The organism is Aporhodopirellula sallentina SM41, from assembly GCF_000346505.1.
GTDB classification, from domain to species: domain Bacteria; phylum Planctomycetota; class Planctomycetia; order Pirellulales; family Pirellulaceae; genus Rhodopirellula; species Rhodopirellula sallentina.
Map to the genome: position 1 here is coordinate 1 of NZ_ANOH01000398.1, position 18,697 is coordinate 18,697.

Consider the following 18,697-nt stretch of genomic DNA (forward strand, 5'->3'; position numbering starts at 1 on the left):
GCTCTCGGTCTTGGAAAGACCGAGCTACGTGGGGCGAATGGCTTCGGGTGGAAACGTCGAGTAGGTTGTTACCCGAACATGCCCAACAACCGAGTGCTCACGCACTTCGGCTCATTGGTGTCGCGTTACGCCGACAGCAAATCGTTCATGGTGGCGACGAGCGATTTCACTGCGTCGACGCTGTTTTGGAACGCCTTCGTTTCGTCATCGGTGAGTTTCAACTCGATGATCTTTTCGACACCGCCGGCTCCCATCACGACAGGCACGCCAACGTAGTAGCCACCGACGCCGTATTCCGATTCGCAGTGAGCGGCGACGGGGATCACGCGTTTCTTATCTTTGACGACCGCTTCGACCATTTGGGCACACGCTGCGGCGGGAGCGTAATACGCACTGCCGGTCTTCAGCAACGAAACGATCTCCGCACCGCCCTTGCGGGTTCGGTCGACGATTTCGTCCAAACGGGCCGAATCGATCAGTTGAGTCACCGGGATACCGCCGACGCTCGTGCAGCTCGGGATTGGCACCATTGTGTCGCCGTGGCCGCCCATCAACAACGCGCTGATGTCTTCGATGCTGACACCCAGTTCCATTGCCAGGAACGTGCGATAGCGAGCCGTGTCCAACACGCCGGCTTGTCCGATCACGCGGGACGGTTCGAACCCGGTGACCTTCCACATCTGCTGAACCATCGCGTCGAGCGGGTTGCTGACGACGATCACGACTGCGTTCGGGCTGGTCGCTTTGATTTGTTCACCGACGCTGGTGACGATCTTGGCGTTGGTCGCCAACAGGTCGTCACGGCTCATGCCGGGTTTGCGAGGAATCCCGGCGGTGACCACGATCACGTCGCTGTCTTTGGTGTCGGCGTAGTCCGTCGTGCCGAGGATGTTCGAATCGTATCCCATGATCGGCGAGGCCTGCATCAAATCGAGAGCCTTGCCGGCTGGCATGTCTTCGGTTTGTGGAATGTCGAGCAGGCAGACGTCGCCGAGTTCGGCCGCTGCACACCAATGGGCACACGTGGCACCTACGTTTCCGGCTCCAATGATCGTGATTTTAGCGCGACGTAACATGAGATTTTGTCAACATTGAAAGGGGGGATAGGCGAGGCGACCGGTGGCCACCCGTCGATGGTCCATCGACTTCGACGCTCGGGATGGCGATATGTTGGCAGCCCCCTGCCGAGCGTCAAGAGGGGCGACTGCGATAACTCGTCTCACCCGAGTTTTGGCAGCCAATCCAGCACCATTCGCAACCACTCAGACAGCCCCGCTGCGGCCGGAACTCCCTGGCTCCGTGCGATGATGTAAGCCACAAACGCGACATAAAGCCCCAACAGCAAAACCGCCTTCCCGCGACGCATCTCCACGTACGGAGTCCCCGACGCGGTCTCGCCGCGTGCCCCGAGGAAGTAAACAAAGAACCCGACCACGGTGAGGATCAACAGCAGCAGACGCAGCTCGCCACTCTGTTCGGCGATGTCGGCCGACAGCTCAATCGGTCCATGAATCAGCGTGTACACAAATAGCGGGAATCCCAACGCGAAACAAATGTCAAAGATATTGCTGCCCAGCGCGTTGGCCACCGCGTCGTCGTAATCGCCGTCGCGGGCATCTCGGATCGAAATCACGGTGTCGGGTACGCTCGTCGCCATCGACGCAAAGATCACCGCGACGAACATCGCCGGCATCCCCAGCCCTTCGAACGACTGCCCCAAAAACGTGTACGACGGGTGCTCCGCGTTGCCCGGCCCGGTCCCCAGCCACTCGCACGCCGTCACCAGCCCCCAACACGCGGCACCGATCACCGCGGTCGAGGTCAACAACAATCCCCAACCGTTCCACGACTCGTCACGCATTTGCTCGCGATGATGGTCGCGAACAAACCACCGTTCCAAATCCAACAACGGGCCACCGGACAACCAATAGCAGACACGTCCGATCGCCCCCGCCTGCGAATCGTCGCAGTCCGCTCCCGGTTCGCCGCTCGCATTATCGCAGTTCTCATTTTTGCCATCAGCATCTTCGCCGCTCACGTTTTCGCAGTCGCCGGCATCGTCGCAATGCTCGGCATCGCTACCGGTCTCAGGCCGCTTCATCGACGCCAGCATGTAAAACAAATACGCGAAATACATCAGCATCAAGACGCCGCCCTGCCACCAGTGCAGTTGGTCGCCGTTGACCAACAAGATCAACACGAACTCGCACAAGATCAACGACAGCCCGTCGCGAACGAGCACCTTCGTCGAAACGTTCACCGACGTCACCCGAACACCCGCGACAACAAAACCGACCACGCTGAGGATACAAACCGCCGGAATAATCATTCCGTTGAAGATCGCACTCCCGGCAGTCGTCCCGATCCCGACCGAGAACCCGTCGCGGTCGGACAAAACAAACAGAGCGATCAGCGTCGTGCACAGCTCCGGAACGCTCGACGAGATTGCATTGATCGTGCCCCCGCGAACCCCCTCGGACAAATTGCGTCCGATATATTCACTGGCGATTTCAAATCCGTCACACGCCCGCCAGATCACCAGGCACGTGAAGAAGATGACGATCAACGGAATCAATATTCCCATCTGTACTCTTTGATAAGCGAATGCGATTCAAGAGACTCGCGTCAACATCGTCGGCACCCCCGACTCCTCCACGCGGCCTCTCGCAGGATCGTAGTCGATCGCAGTCGATCCACGCGACCGGGGGCCACGACGGTTTGGATGATTGAACATGTTCCCTAATACCGGTATCGTTCAGGCACACATCCCCCGTCACCGTCGAACGTGCCCCGATCGCGGCTCGCTGGCAAAACTGCCCTGCCGTAGAACGCGTCAAAAACCGCTCAAAGCCACAAAGGAATGAAAAAATGACCAATCACGGAGAGGTTTTCCAGGCACTGCGAGACCACCTGCACAAGACCTCGCTGGTCTCTTCCGCCGCGGAACTTCTCGGGTGGGACGAACGCACCGGCATGCCTCCCGAGGGCGGTGAATTTCGTGCCGAACAGGTCGCCTATCTCAGCGGTTTGGTTCACGACATGCAGACCGGCCCGGAGATCGCGACGTGGCTAGACCAACTCAGCGATTGGTCCGAGGCGGACGATCCGCACAGCAACATCGGTGCGACGGTGAGGCTGGTCCGGAAGGACTACGAGAAACAAAAACGCCTGCCCAAATCGCTCGTCGAAGCCATCGCGTCGGCGACCGTGCGTGGCCAGGGATGTTGGGACGCGGCACGCAAAGCCGACGACTATCGCCAGTTCCAACCGGCCCTCGACGAGATGATCTCGCTGCAACGCCAAGCCGGCGAGTGCCTCGCCGAAGAGGGACAGACAACGTACGAAGCGTTGCTCGACCAGTACGAACCGGACGCGAAAGCCGACCAGCTATCGAGCGTCTTTGCGAGCCTTCGCGGCGAACTGGTCAAACTGCTCGACGAGATCCAAGGCTCGGCACGCCAAGTCGACGAAACGTTGCTGAAGAAACAGTACAGCGTCGACGGTCAGTGGCAAATTTCACGCAACTTGGCCGAAGCGATCGGGTTCGACTTCAATCGCGGACGGCTCGACGAAACCTCGCACCCGTTCTGCACAGCGTTGGGGCCGTCGGACTGCCGAATTTTGACGCGTTACGATTCGAGTTGGCTGCCCGGCAGTATCTTCGGAACGCTGCACGAAGCCGGCCACGGCATGTACGAACAAGGACTGCCGCAGGATTGGTACGGTTTGCCGCCGGGCACGTACGCGTCGCTGGGCATTCACGAATCGCAGTCGCGGTTGTGGGAAAACCTCGTCGGCCGGTCGGCTGAGTTTTGGCAGTGCTTCACGCCGCTGATGCAAGAAACCTTCGGCGAGAAAGCGACGCCGGAACAGTGGCACGCATCTTTTAACCGTGTCACCCCTTCGCTGATCCGCGTCGAAGCAGACGAGGCAACGTACAACCTGCACATCATCGTTCGCTTCGAACTCGAGCAAGCCCTGATCGCGGGCGAATTATCGACCGATGACTTGCCGGGGGTTTGGAACGAACGCTACGAAAGCGTCATCGGTGTTCGACCGCCGTCCGACGCCGACGGCGTGTTGCAGGATGTGCACTGGAGCGCCGGCTTGTTCGGCTATTTCCCTACCTACACTCTCGGCAACCTGATCGGCGCCCAACTCTACGCGGCGGCCGAAGAATCGCTCGGCGACCTCAGCGGCATGATCGCTCGCGGGGAATTCCAACCACTGTTGGATTGGCTGCGGAAACACGTGCACGCTCACGGACGCAAATTCTCCGCCGACGAACTCGTGCAAAACGCGACCGGCGCACCGCTGTCCGCCGAACCGTTGGTGGCGAGCCTGCGTGAACGCTACTCGCTCGTCTATGACGTCAAAAGCCCGGCTGTTTCGAGCAACGCGACCTCATGATTCGAAAGATCACGCTCGAAAATTTCATGTCCCACGGCAAGACGGAGATCGAACTTGCCGACGGACTGACGGTGCTCACCGGGCCGAACAACTGCGGCAAATCGGCCCTCGTCTCGGCACTGCAAATCATCGCCGCCAACGGACGCACCAAACACGTGATGCGTCACGGTGCGAAGGTCTGCCGGATCACGGTCGAAACCGATGACGACCATACGATCATCTGGGAACGCAAAAAGACAACCGTCAAATATAATATCGACGGCGAAGACGTTCACCGCACCGGCCAAGGCATCCCGGAAGAACTGCACGATTCGTTGCGACTCGACAAAGTCATCACGGAAGTCGGCGCGAGCAAGAACGAATACGACATTCATTTCGGCGAACAAAAGTCGCCGGTGTTTTTGCTGAACGAAAGTGGCAGCCGAGCGGCAGCGTTCTTCGCTTCGTCGTCGGATGCCGCCCGCCTCGTTGAGATGCAACACGTCCATCGTGCTCGCACGTCCAAAGCACGCACCGAAGCCAAACGGCTGCACACTGAGAGCGAACAGAACACCGCTCGCATCACCGCGTTCGCACCGATCGACGCGATCACCGAATCGGTCGCTCGCGCCGAGAACATGCAGGACGAATTGCAATCCGGACAACAACGGGCCAAAGAACTCGCCGCACTGATCACGCGGTTGCGGTCCGCGGCGACCGAAGCAACCCGTTTGCGGAACGAACTGAACATTCTCAATCGGTTGTCCGACGCCGAGACCACGCCCGATGACCTGTTGGCCCGCCGCACGCAATGCGATCGGCTGCGCAGTTGGCTCGCCGCGGCCGAGCGACAAACGCGGATCCGCGATCGCGAAAAAGCTCGCTGCACCGCACTGTCGCAGCTGCAACCACTGCCGGCCCAACACCCCGCAGCGGAACTGGCGGTTCTGATTCGACGGATCATTGCCGCGCAGCAACATCACGCGGTATCGGTGCGAATTGCCGACTGTTGCGGTCCGCTCTCCTCCCCGCCCGAGATGCAGCCGGCCGAATCCTGTCGCCAACATCTGCGTCGACTCGACAACGCGATCACCCATCACGCGACCGCCAAACAGGTTCACACATCACTTTTGCCGCTGACCGCGGTACCGTCGCAGCACGACACCACGCGAGCGGTGCAACTGATCGAGCGTCTGCACCACGCGTCCACCTCTCGCGATCAATTGCAATCACGCATCGCCGCCACCGCGTCCCTCACGCCGCCACCCACGATCGAGTCCTCCGAATCACTGCGCCGCACGATCGCGGGCCTACGTGAGGCTCACCGACGGCACGACATAACGTCCGAGCGAGCCGAAATGCTCGCGGTGCTGCGGCCGATCGAACCTCCCCATGATCTCGAGCCGGTCCGCAAAACGGTCGATCGATTAGGGAAAATCATCGCGGAGGTCGAACGTGTAAGAACAGCCGCCAACGAGGCCAAACGCAAACTCAGCGAGCATGAACGGGCGATTCGAGAGTTCGTCGACGCGAACCCCAAATGCGAAACCTGCGGCGGCAGCATCGATCCGGAAACGCTGATGTCGACGGTCCCCGGATCCCACGACCACGACGGCGCCTCGAACGATAAGGAGCCCGCGGTATGAACGAAAAATCAGGCCTGCTGTTCATCGGCGACCCGCACTTGGAAGCCCGCGTCCCCGGTTTCCGCAAAGACGATTACCCGCAGGTTGCGTTGGCAAAGTTCGCGTGGTGTTTGCGTTACGCACGCGAACAGAACCTGCAACCGATCTTGCTCGGTGACCTGTTCCACCTCCCGCAAGACAACCCGAACTGGCTGCTGTCGCAAATCATCGAGACCATTTCAGACTTCTACGGCCCCGGGCTGCCGGCGATCCATGGCAACCACGACGTGCGTGAAAACACGCGAAAGCCGAACGATTCGGTCAGTATTCTTTTCGCCGGAGGACACCTCCGTTTGCTCTCCCAAGACGATCCTTGGGTCGGCACCGTTGACGGTCGCCGCGTGATCGTCGGTGGAACGGTTTGGGGCGAGAAGTTACCCAAAGAGTTTGCCGGTTCGACCGCATCGCCCGGCGACGGTGAATTGTTCCAAACCCAAGGCGACGACGCCGACCTGGTCGCCTGGATCACCCACCACGACATCCTCATTCCAGGATACGAAGAGGCCGGCCGGATCCGGCCCAAAGAGATCCCCGGCATCGATTTGATCGTCAACGGTCACGTGCACCGACGACTCGAACCGGTCCGCAAAGACGGCACGAATTGGATCACCGCTGGCAACATCACCCGCCGAGCTCGCAGCGACGCGTCACGTGCTCACGTCCCCGCCGTCGTTTGCGTCGTACCTCCTGCGAACACGTCCGTTGTCGCCGACGAAGCCATCGAGGCGTTCGACTTCCAATCGCAATCCGACGTCCCGTGGTCGATTCGTTGGGTTCGCGTCCCACACGAACCCTTCGACGAGGTGTTCCATCCGGAACTGATTGGCGACGAATCCGAAGAGGACGCCGCTGACGGTTCCGCATTCATCGCCGACCTACGCGAATTGACTCAACGTAAAACCGACAGCGGTGCCGGATTGATGACGTACCTCGAACAAAACGTGTCGCAGTTCGACAAAGCGATCGCGGACGAAATCATGCGTCTCGCTGCCGAAGTCACCCAGTCGACTCAGTAACGTTTTCAGCAACCTATTAGACACTGTAGGCCGTACCGAGCGCGACGACGTTCCGGTAACTCGACTGCCGGATGTGCGTCGCAAAGCCTCCTTCATCCGGCCTACACCAACCTTTAATCCTGAACCCCGCAATCGCTCAGCCCACCCTTCCCAGAGAGACTTTGAAATGACAGCCCGCACGATCGAACAACTCAAATCGGAATACGAACAGCTCAACGAGAGAAAGATCCAGGCGCAAACGCAATTGAGCGAAGCCGAAAAACAGCTCGCCAGTGCTCAGGCGGAAGCCGAGAAAGAATTCGGCACGAGCGACGTGAAAGAGCTGACCGAGAAGCTCGAACAAATGGAAGCCGAAAACGAAAAACGACGCAGCGAATACCAAACCCTGCTCGACAAGATCAGCGGCGACCTCGCCGAAGTGGAAAAGGCCACCGCGGAAGGCAAGAAGGCCGACGCCTAGATAACACCCGACGCCGGCTACCTGATTCCCCGAATAACTCTAGAAATCGGTGTTCCAACCGTAGCGAAAGTCGCCAAGACTTTCGGCGATTCGCAGTGCCCCGCCGAAACTCTCGGCGAGTTTCGCTACCCAACGATTCGCGTACCCAACCATTCGCGTAGCTGGATTCGCCGAGAACCCAGACTCCCCACCATGACCGCACCACCGAAGTCTTGGCAACTTCGGCTACTTGATTCCTGTCTCCCCTTCCCTTCACCTTTCGAACGATCTTTGAACGCCCCCCCCAACCTCGCCGACCTTCGCAACCGCGCCCATCGCATCGAGGGCAAGCGTGATGAATTGGTTTCCAGACAGGCCAAGGTTACCGAGCAACTCCAAGAACAGAATCGCTTTCTCGCGATCGCCGACGACGTCACCAACGCGTTGGAAAAACTCGGCAACGATGTATTCCAGCGTCAATTGACGCTGATCGAAAACACGATGACCAAGGCGCTTCAGGAAGTCCTCGAACAAGACATTCATTTCAAAGCCAACGCGTCGTTCAGCCGCGGTGCCGCCAGCGTCGAGTTCTCGATTCTGCGAGGCGAGAACACCGAAGACATCATGAAAGGCCAGGGGGGATCGGTCGCCAACGTGGTCTCGGTCGGCCTGAGGATGCTCGCGATCACGACGCTCGACGAACGCCGCCACCGCAAATTCCTGGTCCTCGACGAGCAAGACTGCTGGCTGCACCCGGACCTCGTCCCGAAACTCACCCGCATCGTCCAAGAAGCCGGCACGGCACTCGGATTCCAAGTCCTGATGATCAGCCATCATGACGTGAATCATTTCATCCGGCACGCCGACCGAGTTTACCGCTTGTCTCCCGACCGCGGCGAAGGAGTCGGCATCGAAGAGATCGAAGCAGACAGCCCAGTGGAGAAGGACGAGAGATAGGCGTCCCGAGTCTCCCCGGAGGTATTCGCCACCGTGGAATTCACCGAGCAATCCACGTCCTCGCGACTCAACTTGGGCGTGTAAGGCCTCGTGATCTGTCAAAGCAAACCTCGAAGGTAGCGAAACTCGCCAAGAGTTTCGGAAACGCTCGTGAATCGCCGAACGTTTTGGCAACTTTCGCTACGGCATTGAACTCGAATTCTTGATCGTGACGCACCAGTAGTGCTTCATGTCAACTTGATTTTCGGGTAGTGGACGAGGCGACGAGTCCTTGATGCGCTAGTCACCCAAGGAGATTCCTTGCGTCATCCACTACGATTGCACCCGAAAGCCACGCTGCAGTGGAATACGAGCTAGCTTCCGAATGAGCAAATCAACCAACCCCACGCACCCACACACACTGGCTCCCTTCTCCCCGGATCTGCGGGGGAGAAGGATGAGGGGAGCCCGGATGAAGGTTGGCCCCGACTTACCACAAATTCACACGGTTTCCTCCGCTCTCAATCCATCGGCTCAACCACTTGCACGTTCGTCGACAAGTGCTCTTGAGCAGTTCGTTGGACTTCGTCGGCTTGGGTTTGTTTTTCAACGCGGCGAACGGTCTTCGGGCTGCTTAATTTTCCGAGGTGAATCACCGGTTCGCCGGGTTGCACGGCGGGCAGCGTGGTCATGCCGATGACGATCCCGTCAAAAGGGGCCTCCAATCGGTTTTGGTCTTCTTGCACGAGACTGCTGTTCGTCGCGAGCGGTTGTCCTTTGACGACCGTCGTGCCGGGAGACACGTGCATGTCCATGAAGCCACCCCGTTCGGCCCGAACCCACTTGGTCTGTTTCAACTTCACTTGGTTCTCGGGCACCTCCGGTTCACCGTCGATCATCTCCAACTCCTGCAGCACATTGACGATGCCGCGGGTCATGCAATCGACCACCGACGGTTCCACCTTCCAAACTTCGCCACCCTCGACCACGATCGTCGGGCAACCCGCCGCGGTCGCCTCGCGTCGAAACGATCCTTTCGGACCACGCCCGTCGAGGATCACTCCGGCGCCGAAGGCTGTCGCCAATCGAAGACACTCATCGTTTTTGAAATCACATCGCACGTTCGGATAGTTCGTCCGGCGGACCGCCGCGGTGTGCAGGTCGATGCCGAAATCACACTTGGCAACGATCTCGTCAAAAATGACTTTGGCCATCCGAGTCGCCATGCTGCCCGACGCATTGCCGGGGAAGCAGCGATTGAGGTCACGACGGTCTGGCAAATATCGCGAGTGCCGCTCGAACCCGAGAACGTTGAGCACCGGGATCATCAACACGTTGCCACGGACCGGCCCCCACTCCGGATCGGCCAAGAACGAACGGATCGCACCGGTCCCGTTCAGTTCATCCCCGTGCAAAGCCCCCGTGACGAAAACGGTTGGCCCCGGCTCGACTCCTCGGACCACTCGCAGAGGGATGGCGATGTTCCGGCCGCTGTAGCTTTCTGAGATCTCGAGTTCGGTGTTTCGGTGTTGCCCCGCGTCGATGTCGTGCCCGAACCAGGTTTGCGTCTTCCAATCTGTCATTGTGTGCTTTCATTTTGCCTTGGAACCCAGCAATTCTACTCCAGCGCAACGTTTTCCAAGAGACGGCATCGTTTTCCAAGAGAAGGCATCAATCGCCCCAACGCGCCCCCTCGTCGCACGACGAACGCCAACCACCGAAACGTGGTTTTCACCGGGGTTGATCGCCGGCTGCTTTTGCCCGCAAAACGTCGCTCGCCGAAAAACTTTTCGACATTTTTTCGCCCTGATTCGTGTTGACTCGATCGCAGCGAGATGATCGGGCTGCGCAATCCCCCGTATTCGTCGTGTTTAACGACGACTTGAGCAAAACTTTGAAGAATTCGCTATATAAAAAACACCCAAAACCGGCTTGACGCGACAAGCGATCAGTTCGTATTGCCAGACCCAATCGGAAGGTTTCCGTATCGCCTCGAAAGGATTTCGAGCTAATGCGAGAGCTTTCCGAAATCTGTCCAATGTCTCACCGCGAAGAAGGAGAGTCGCGTTGAACCGCTCGAACAAGCCGCCCAGGCAAAAGAGTTCATCCAGTGTCGAACCCACCCATTCCACTCGTTACGAGCGGTGTGCGGTCGACCGTCCCCTCAAACACGGTGAGATTGTCGGGCTCCGTCCCACCTCATATCCCATTCCGCCAAGGAGATCGCGTATGACTATCCCGAAAGGTACGGTCATGCCTTTGTGCTTGGTCGGATGCCTGATTGCTTTCACCCCGACCGCATCGGCACAATTCACGTTGCCAGGATCGCAGGGAACCGCTCAGGGTCAACCCAACGCTCAGGGTCAACCCACCGGCCAAAGCATCACGTCGCAGTTACAAGCGATCGATGCCGCAGTTGCCGCCGGCAACTTCACCGGAGCCGTCCAGGCGTACCGCGCCGCACACCAAGTCGCACCGACCAACCCGGAGCTTCGTAAACGCTACGATACTCTGGTCGCACGCGGCATCGACGGCAGCCTGCTGAACCTGACTCCGATCGCCACTCCATCGGGTTCCGCCATGGCACCGATCGACAGCCAGCAAGAAGCTGCCGCAGTCGATCCGAAGTCTTGGCCGCTCGATAAACGCAAACAAGAGAGCCGTCGCCTCACCGCAATGGGCCGCACGGCCTTGGACCGCGGTGACGTCGCCTCCGCATTCCGGTTCGCGACCGCCGCACAAAACCTCGGCGTCGGTCAACAAGAGTTCGACCCTGGCGACGCCCGCCCGTGGCAACTGTTGCTCGACGTTCAGTCAGCAGCACGACGCAGCGGTCTGGACCTGAACCAACTCGCTCAACAAGCCGCCGCCAACCCGGCGATCGCTCAAACGAACAACGTGATGCCGATCGGTCAATCCGGTCAACCTGCCGCCAACATGGTCGCGCAGGCCGGTGGCACGTTCACACCCGGCCAACCATCGGGCATTCAACAAGTCCAAGCGTCATCGAACTATGTCGGTGACAACCGTGCCGGATCATCCGAAGGCGAACGCTTGTACGCCGAAGGCATGCAACTCCTCTCCGCGGGCAACCAAGCCGAAGCTCGTGCGAAGTTTGTCAAAGCATGGGAATTCGAAGCTGACTTGCCGGTCGACACCCGTCGTGCGTTGCAAGACAAACTGACGCTGCTGCAGCCTTCACGCATGCCAGCGACGTCGACTCCTTCTGCTCCGATGACCGCGATTGAGAAAGCGGACCTCGCTGCCGCTCAACAAGTCAAACGGTTGTACCGCGAAGTAACCACAGAACTCGCCAAAGCAAACGAGAAGAAGACCGATGCTCCCCTGGACGCGGTCAGCGACCTCGAACGCCTCGCCCGCAAGGTCGAAGGTGCGAACATTGACGAAGCCTCTCGTGCATCGCTCTCCGCGATGGTCGGACGTGCTTTGACCGAACAACGCAACTACGTGGAAGCCAACCGGGCGAAGATCGATCTCGACCTCGAGAACGAACGCATCCGCACGGAAATGGAAACCGAAGACGCTCGCGAAGCACGCATCGATCAAGAGATTTCGCTCTTGGTTGACACGTTCAACGACCTGATGGATCAAAAACGCTTCCAAGAAGCCGAAGTGATTGCAAAGCAAGTTGGCGAGTTGAAGCCAGACTCGACGATCGCGATGACGATGTTCCACAACAGCCGCACGCAAGTCCGTCTGCAGATGGACGAAGACATTCGTGCGGACAGCGAGAACGGGTTTGCACGCACAATGCTCGACATCGGCCGCACCGCGGTCGCTCCAGACCCGGACCGTCCGTTCACTTTCCAAGACCCGAAGGACTGGGAAGCGATCTCGCGTCGTCGCCTCGCCGCTCGTGACAGCAACTCACGACTGAGCATTCGCGAACAAGAGATTCAACGCAAACTCGAAACCGACGTCGAACTGAAGTACCGCAACAGCCCGCTCGGAGAAGTCCTTGATGACTTGGCCGCCGTCACCGGTGTGCCGATCGTGATCGACCAACGAGCCCTTGCTGCGATCCGAATCAGCCGCGACACGCCGGTTTCGAAATCGATCAACAGCCGTCTGCCGCTCAAGAGTGCACTGAACATCTTGCTCGAAGACCTCGACTTGACCTACGTGCTCGATAACGACGTGCTCAACGTCACCAGCCGCGAAGCTCGTCGCACGATGGTGTTCCCACGAACCTATCGCGTCGCCGACCTCGTCACGCCGATCCCGAACTTCATCTCGGGATACGAACACGGCTTGGCCGGTGCGTTGAAGTCCGCCTACCAAATGATCCGTCCGACCACCGACGTCCAAGTGATGCCGGTTTCGATGACCGACCTCGGCGGCGGGATGGCTAACAACGCGTCGAACAACCTCGGCCGCAACATGCTCGGCCAGTACAACCCAATGGGCAGCGGTTCGAGCTTCGCCGGTGGCCTCGGTGCCTCGGGCGTCGTCCCGTCGGGCCGCGGTGGTGGATCGATGGCTGACTTCGATTCGCTGATGCAACTGATTCAACAAACGATCGAACCGGACAGCTGGGAAGCCCTCGGCGGCGTCGGCACGATGGCACCGTACCCACAAAACTTGTCGCTGGTGATCAGCACGACGAGCGATGTGCACGACCAAATCGTCGACCTGCTCGAATCGCTTCGTCGCCTGCAAAACCTGCAGATCACGATCGAGGTTCGCTTCATCACGCTGGCCGATACGTTCTTCGAACAAATCGGAATCGACTTCGACGTCCGCTTTGACGACAACGCCCAAAGCATCCCAGCGGATGACTCGGGTTCGGCCGTCACGATCGGTTTGGACGCACAAGGTGTGCCGACCGCTGACCTCGACATTCGATTCGACAACCAAACCTTCAGTGGTGCGGTGGCTCCGTTCGGTGGAGACACCGGGTCGATCTCGACGATCGGTTTTGCGATCTTGAGTGACATCGAAGCGTTCTTCTTCTTGCAGGCCGCTCAAGGGGACAACCGTAGTAACATCATGCAGGCACCGAAGGTGACCTTGTTCGACGGACAGATCGCCTCGATCAACGACACCGTGTCGCGACCGTTCGTGACCAGTATCGTTCCTGTTGTCGGTGACTTTGCCGTCGCTCAGCAACCGGTGATCGTGGTCCTCGATGAGGGAACCCGACTGAACGTGCAGGGTGTCGTTAGCGATGACAAACGCTTCGTGCGTCTGACGCTGGTTCCAACGTTCAGCCAGATCGGCGAAGTCAACACGTTCACCTACGAAGGTGCACGGACGACCCGCAGTTCGAGCACGAGCGAAGTGGACACCAACGGCGACGGCGTGATCGACGAAAACGACGAGAACGAAGAGGAAGACGTCATCCAAGGTACGACGGTCCAACAACCAACGTTCGCGTCGACTTCGGTCAGCACGACCGTGAGTGTTCCAGACGGTGGTACGATTCTGCTCGGTGGTATCAAACGAATGAGCGAAGGCCGCAACGAACGCGGTGTGCCGTTCCTCAGCAAGATCCCATACGTCAGCCGCTTGTTCCGCAACACGGGTGTCGGCCGGACATCGACCAGCCTGATGCTGATGGTGACCCCACGGATCATCATCCAAGAAGAGGAAGAAATCGCCCAAACCGGTTTCGATCCTAGGAACTAACCTCGAAAGCAAACCGCTTTCAGGCCAATCAACCGGAACCCTCCATCAGGAAACTGATGGAGGGTTCTTTCGTTTAAAACCATCCCCCACAAACGCCACCACCCGTAGCGAAAGTCGCCAAGACTTTCGGCGTTTCGCAGGCCCCGCCGAAACTCTCGGCGAGTTTCGCCACTCGCCCCCCCGTACCTGGGCTCGCCAAGAGTCCAGACTCCCCAACAACACTCACACCACGGAAGTCTTGGCGACTTCGCTACGCTTGAAATCCGAATGCGTTGGCGGCTTTCGCGACGGGGACGACTAGTACTTCATGTCAACTTGATTTTCGGGTAGTGGACGAGGCGACGAGTCCTTGATGCGCTAGTCACCCAAGGGGATTCCTTGCGTCATCCACTACGATTCCACCCGAAAGCCACACTGCAGTGGAACACTAGATCGCGGCGGCCATGTCGGCTAGCTGGACCGTGGCTCGGGTTTGTTCTTTCTCAAGGTAGGTTCGCCCGAACTTCACGTTGACGTGGTCCCAGGGGAGTTTGTCCATCAGTTCGTATTTGTCGTGCAGTAGATTTTGCACGTCCAATCCCGCGTCCTCGATCGCCGTCCACCAGCGTTCTGGATCGAGGTGCTCGGTCCAACCGTCCATTCTGGCGCCGCGTTCCCACGCCAACCGGATCGCTTTGCCGGTTCGCCGGTCACCGCGGCTGAGCACGCCTTCGAGCAGGCTCGTTTCGATATCGTGACACTTGATGTTCACGCTGCGGATTTGCCGTCGGCTGTAAAGATATTTGTGTGCCCATTGGAAATACTCGCGCGACTGCATCCCGTTCCATTGATACGGCGTGTGAGCCTTGGGCACAAAGTTCGAGACGCTCGCGGTCACCCGGGCGTTGCGGCCGTTGACCTCCTTGCCCACACGCGCGATCGCTTCGGCCAAGTCGACGATTCCGTCGAGGTCAACCTGACGCTCGCCAGGAAGCCCGCACATGAAATACAACTTCACACTTTCGAAACCATTCTGGAACGCGGCACGACAACCCTCGATCAAATCGCTGTTCTTGATCTTCTTGCGGATTTGCTCCCGCATGTCGTCGCGGGCGACCTCGGGTGCGAGAGTCAATGAACGCCGACGTTCGCTGCCAATCAACTCCGGCAGACTTCGCAGTTGATCGTTCACCCGCAGACTCGGCACGGTGATGTTCACACCGAGCGGGCGGAAGACCTCGTGCAGACGCCGGATCAACGGTTCAAAGTGCGGGTAATCGCTGCTCGAAAGCGACAGGACACTGATTTCGTTGTATCCCGTGTTCCGGTAGCTCTCCATCGCCGCGTCCACGATCGTATCGACTTCGCGGATCCGCAGCGGTCGTTTGATCACCGTGCTTTGGCAGAACCGGCACAGGTGCGGGCAACCACGCATGATTTCGATCGCGATCCGGTCGTGCACGCATTTGACGTAAGGCACGATCGGTGCGGTCGGCAACGGGATCCCGTCGAGGTCCGAGATCACACTCGGGGCAATCGTTTCGGGAACGTCGTCGCGGTTGCGTGGGTTGGCGGAGACTCGCCCGTCGACGTACTCGGGCGTGTAGAACCGAGGCACGTAAGCGAACTCGAATTCGGCGGCGATCTTCGCGAGGGCTTCTTCGCGTTCGCGGCGTCCAGCCTCGCCCGGCGTATAACTGCCGTCGGGCAAACGGGCTTCGTTGCGGAGTTTCAACCACGCGTCACAGATCACCGGCAACGCGGGTTCACCGTCGCCGGTCACCATCACGTCAAAATAATCCGCCATCGGTTCCGGATTCTGACAACACGGACCGCCGGCGAGCAACAAAGGGTCCGCCATCGTGCGATCTTCGGCTTCGAGCGGGATGCCGCCGAGGTCGATCATCGTGAGCACGTTCGGCGAGCTGATCTCGTACTGCAACGACAAACCGACGACATCGAATTCATTCAGCGGTGTAAAGGTCTCGAGCGTGTAGAGCGGCAGATCGTGCTCGCGCAGTTTCGCCTCCATATCGGGCCACGGCGTGAAAACGCGTTCGGCACACCAATCGTCGCGGCGATTGATCATCGAATACAGTACCTGCAGACCATGATGGCTCATCCCAATCGTGTAGGCATCGGGGAAACCGATCGCGAGCTTTCCTTTCACGTCCGCGTGGTTCTTGACAACGATATTGCGTTCACCCCCCACATACTGCGCCGGCATCTGAACGTACGGCAGAACGACCGACTCGAGCCTTCTTTTGAGAGTGTGGTTGATCATGACAATCCGTTATAAGAGACAGAAACAAGTACAGCCCGCGAACCGCAGGTCGTCGAAAGAGCGCAACTAGGATAAGGTTTAACCCCGCGACAAACCACCGCAACCACCAGGGCCTCGTCTGCAATCGTGCTCACCCCGTAGCGAAAGTCGCCAAGACTTTCGGCGATTCGCAGGGCCCACCGAAACTCATTGCGGGCTATTGACTTATGCGTTTAACGGGCAGCCAAAGGCGACCTACTTGCCACTTCACGTCGCCTACGGCTACCGGTTAAACGAAAACACGTTGACTCTTATTAAATCGACAAACCGATTGCGAGTTTCGCTACCCATCCACCCCCGTGCCTGAACTCGCCACGAATTCAGAATCCCCAACAACCACACACCCCCGAAGTCTGGCGACATCGGCTACGGACAAATTCCCTTGCCACATGAAAGATTCCATCATGAGCGAATACGAAAACGTCGGCAAAGTTTCGGATTTTGAAGAAAACGTCGGACGAGCGTTCTCGCTCGGTGACCGGATGGTGGCGGTGTTCCGCAAAGGAGACGACTGGTACGCGATCGACGACATGTGCCCTCACATGGGAGCTTCGTTGGCCGAAGGTCATGTCGAAGGCACCTCCGTAATGTGCCCCTGGCACGCTTGGCGGTTTTGCATCACCGACGGGACTTGGGAAGACAATCCGCGCACCAAAGTCGATTGCTTTGACGTGAAAGTCGAAAACGACGAGGTCTGGGTGCGTCCGACGCCGAAAAGCGAGCCGTCGGACGAAACGGCGTAGGGAATCCTTGGCGCACAGATTCTCCGACGCAGAACATTCCCCGTAGCGAAAATCGCCAAGACTTTCGACGTTTCGCAGGGCCCACCGAAACTCTTGGCGGGTTTGTTGTTTTAGTTCGTTCAACGGGCAGCCAAAGGCAACCTACTTACCGCTGTACGTCGCCTACGGCTACCGGTTAAACGAAAACAGGTTGGCCCTTGATTAAATCGCCGAGACTCTTGGCGAGTATCGCTACCCAACCACCGCCGCAACTGGACTCGCCAATCGTTCCGCCTCCCCCCAACACACCTCCGAAGTCTTGGCGACCCCCCCGACGTGTTTTTTCCGAGCATTTGCGACTCCGGCCGCGTACTGCTCCGAAGATTGATGAAAACGGCGATGCATTGATGATTGGGGGGAACGCGAGGCCGCAAATCCGCGCGAAAGGGGGCGCCGCTTCCTATTTCCGAGCCTCCCTAGCATCACAAAGCTTCCTGGTGCGTTAAACTGCGTTAACTCAATTCCTGAAAACGTCCTCTTTGAGACCGTCTGAATGAATCAACCCGAGCACTCTGATCACGCTCAGGAAACCGGAAACGGCCAACCCGGTGGCACCGGATCGCCTGTCGATTCTCCCGTCAGCGAAGCCGACGCTGGCCGGCTACACGAAGCCCGAGAGCGGGTTTTGTCCGAACTCGGCAAAATCATCGTCGGCCAAGAACATGTGATCGACGAAATCCTGATCTGCCTGTTCAGCCGCGGACACGTGCTGCTCGAAGGCGTCCCGGGACTCGCCAAAACGCTGATGATCAGCACCCTGGCGAAAACGCTCGACCTCTCATTCAGCCGGATCCAGTTCACGCCCGACCTCATGCCGGCTGACGTGACGGGAACCGAAATCATCGAAGAAGACCGGGCGTCGGGGCACCGGGAATTGCGATTCATGCCGGGACCGTTGTTCGCCAACATTGTCCTCGCCGACGAAATCAACCGGACTCCGCCAAAGACTCAAGCCTCGCTGCTCGAAGCGATGCAGGAACGTCAGGTCACCGCCGGTCGCGAACGGCACATGCTCGACGATCCGTTCTTTGTCTTGGCGACGCAAAACCCGATCGAACAAGAAGGCACCTACCCGCTGCCGGAGGCGCAGCAGGACCGGTTCATGTTCAAGATCTTCGTCGACTATCCGAGTTTCGACGAGGAATTCGAAGTCGCCCGCCGCACCACGGGGACCGTCACCGGAACCGCCGAACCGGTACTGACGGGCGAAGAAATCCTGCGACTGCAACATCTCGTTCGTCAGGTCCCGGTCAGCGACCATGTGATTCGTTACGCGTTGTCTCTGGTGCGGCAGACCCGAGTCGGCAGCGAAGGTGTGCCAGACTTCGTCGACGATTTGGTCGGTTGGGGTGCCGGGCCTCGCGCGGTCCAATTCATGATCCTCGGCGGCAAGGCACGTGCATTGTTGCAAGGCCGCCACCACGTCCAAGTCGAGGACATCCAAGCCCTCGCGCCGCCGGTGCTACGACACCGGATGGTGGTGAATTTCGCCGCCGAGA

At 58.8% G+C, this 18,697-nt stretch carries 12 protein-coding genes; 8 read left to right on the plus strand and 4 right to left on the minus strand.

Features of this window, described 5'->3' with window-relative positions:
• Positions 1–125: 125 nt before the first annotated feature.
• Both mdh and RSSM_RS25465 read right to left on the minus strand, forming a co-directional pair.
• Positions 126–1,076: a malate dehydrogenase gene (gene mdh / locus RSSM_RS25460; protein WP_008686639.1), complete on the minus strand. Its 951-nt coding sequence runs from the start codon at positions 1,074–1,076 to the stop codon at positions 126–128.
• 143 nt (positions 1,077–1,219) lie between these two features.
• Entirely contained in the window at positions 1,220–2,584 is a 1,365-nt protein-coding gene (locus RSSM_RS25465) for a sodium:calcium antiporter (RefSeq protein ID WP_008686640.1), read from the minus strand.
• A 284-nt stretch (positions 2,585–2,868) separates the two neighbouring features.
• Here RSSM_RS25465 and RSSM_RS25470 point away from each other — a divergent pair, with 284 nt between their 5' ends.
• From RSSM_RS25470 to RSSM_RS25490, 5 genes are all read left to right on the plus strand, one after another.
• Complete coding sequence (locus tag RSSM_RS25470; protein WP_008686642.1) at positions 2,869–4,410, plus strand: carboxypeptidase M32; 1,542 nt, start codon at positions 2,869–2,871, stop codon at positions 4,408–4,410.
• The gene (locus RSSM_RS25475; RefSeq protein ID WP_008686643.1) at positions 4,407–6,035 is read left to right on the plus strand and encodes an AAA family ATPase; all 1,629 of its coding nucleotides are present in this window, start codon (positions 4,407–4,409) and stop codon (positions 6,033–6,035) included. Before RSSM_RS25470 ends, RSSM_RS25475 begins: the two co-directional genes overlap by 4 nt.
• A complete protein-coding gene (locus RSSM_RS25480; protein ID WP_008686644.1) occupies positions 6,032–7,090 on the plus strand; it encodes a metallophosphoesterase in 1,059 nt (352 codons plus the stop codon). The genes RSSM_RS25475 and RSSM_RS25480 overlap by 4 nt, the downstream gene beginning before the upstream one ends.
• A 166-nt stretch (positions 7,091–7,256) precedes the next feature.
• A complete protein-coding gene (locus tag RSSM_RS25485) occupies positions 7,257–7,550 on the plus strand; it encodes a hypothetical protein (protein WP_008686645.1) in 294 nt (97 codons plus the stop codon).
• A 270-nt stretch (positions 7,551–7,820) separates the two neighbouring features.
• Positions 7,821–8,486 (plus strand): P-loop NTPase family protein, encoded by a 666-nt coding sequence (locus RSSM_RS25490; protein ID WP_008686646.1) that lies wholly within the window; start codon positions 7,821–7,823, stop codon positions 8,484–8,486.
• 500 nt (positions 8,487–8,986) lie between these two features.
• Here the strand turns inward: RSSM_RS25490 and RSSM_RS25495 are convergent, their stop codons facing one another.
• Positions 8,987–10,048, minus strand: coding sequence for a succinylglutamate desuccinylase/aspartoacylase family protein (locus tag RSSM_RS25495; RefSeq protein ID WP_008686648.1), 1,062 nt, complete (start codon positions 10,046–10,048; stop codon positions 8,987–8,989).
• A gap of 670 nt (positions 10,049–10,718) precedes the next feature.
• Here RSSM_RS25495 and RSSM_RS25505 point away from each other — a divergent pair.
• The gene (locus RSSM_RS25505; protein ID WP_008686651.1) at positions 10,719–14,114 is read left to right on the plus strand and encodes a type II and III secretion system protein; all 3,396 of its coding nucleotides are present in this window, start codon (positions 10,719–10,721) and stop codon (positions 14,112–14,114) included.
• A 427-nt stretch (positions 14,115–14,541) separates the two neighbouring features.
• On the opposite strand, the gene RSSM_RS25510 is transcribed toward RSSM_RS25505, so the two are convergent.
• Positions 14,542–16,377 (minus strand): TIGR03960 family B12-binding radical SAM protein, encoded by a 1,836-nt coding sequence (locus RSSM_RS25510; RefSeq protein ID WP_008686652.1) that lies wholly within the window; start codon positions 16,375–16,377, stop codon positions 14,542–14,544.
• Between the two features lie 443 nt (positions 16,378–16,820).
• Here RSSM_RS25510 and nirD point away from each other — a divergent pair, with 443 nt between their 5' ends.
• Together nirD and RSSM_RS25520 are read left to right on the plus strand one after the other, a co-directional pair.
• Positions 16,821–17,159: a nitrite reductase small subunit NirD gene (nirD, locus tag RSSM_RS25515; RefSeq protein WP_044303642.1), complete on the plus strand. Its 339-nt coding sequence runs from the start codon at positions 16,821–16,823 to the stop codon at positions 17,157–17,159.
• A gap of 532 nt (positions 17,160–17,691) precedes the next feature.
• A partial coding sequence (locus RSSM_RS25520; protein WP_008686654.1) for an AAA family ATPase occupies positions 17,692–18,697 on the plus strand: 1,006 nt, incomplete at its 3' end.

Excerpts from the sequence above, each read along its gene's own strand:
- mdh (WP_008686639.1), bottom strand. The coding sequence starts at position 1,076 with ATGTTACGTCGCGCTAAAATCACGATCATTGGAGCCGGAAACGTAGGT.
- RSSM_RS25465 (WP_008686640.1), bottom strand. The coding sequence starts at position 2,584 with ATGGGAATATTGATTCCGTTGATCGTCATCTTCTTCACGTGCCTGGTG.
- RSSM_RS25470 (WP_008686642.1), top strand. The coding sequence starts at position 2,869 with ATGACCAATCACGGAGAGGTTTTCCAGGCACTGCGAGACCACCTGCAC.
- RSSM_RS25475 (WP_008686643.1), top strand. The coding sequence starts at position 4,407 with ATGATTCGAAAGATCACGCTCGAAAATTTCATGTCCCACGGCAAGACG.
- RSSM_RS25480 (WP_008686644.1), top strand. The coding sequence starts at position 6,032 with ATGAACGAAAAATCAGGCCTGCTGTTCATCGGCGACCCGCACTTGGAA.
- RSSM_RS25485 (WP_008686645.1), top strand. The coding sequence starts at position 7,257 with ATGACAGCCCGCACGATCGAACAACTCAAATCGGAATACGAACAGCTC.
- RSSM_RS25495 (WP_008686648.1), bottom strand. The coding sequence starts at position 10,048 with ATGACAGATTGGAAGACGCAAACCTGGTTCGGGCACGACATCGACGCG.
- RSSM_RS25505 (WP_008686651.1), top strand. The coding sequence starts at position 10,719 with ATGCCTTTGTGCTTGGTCGGATGCCTGATTGCTTTCACCCCGACCGCA.
- RSSM_RS25510 (WP_008686652.1), bottom strand. The coding sequence starts at position 16,377 with ATGATCAACCACACTCTCAAAAGAAGGCTCGAGTCGGTCGTTCTGCCG.
- nirD (WP_044303642.1), top strand. The coding sequence starts at position 16,821 with ATGAGCGAATACGAAAACGTCGGCAAAGTTTCGGATTTTGAAGAAAAC.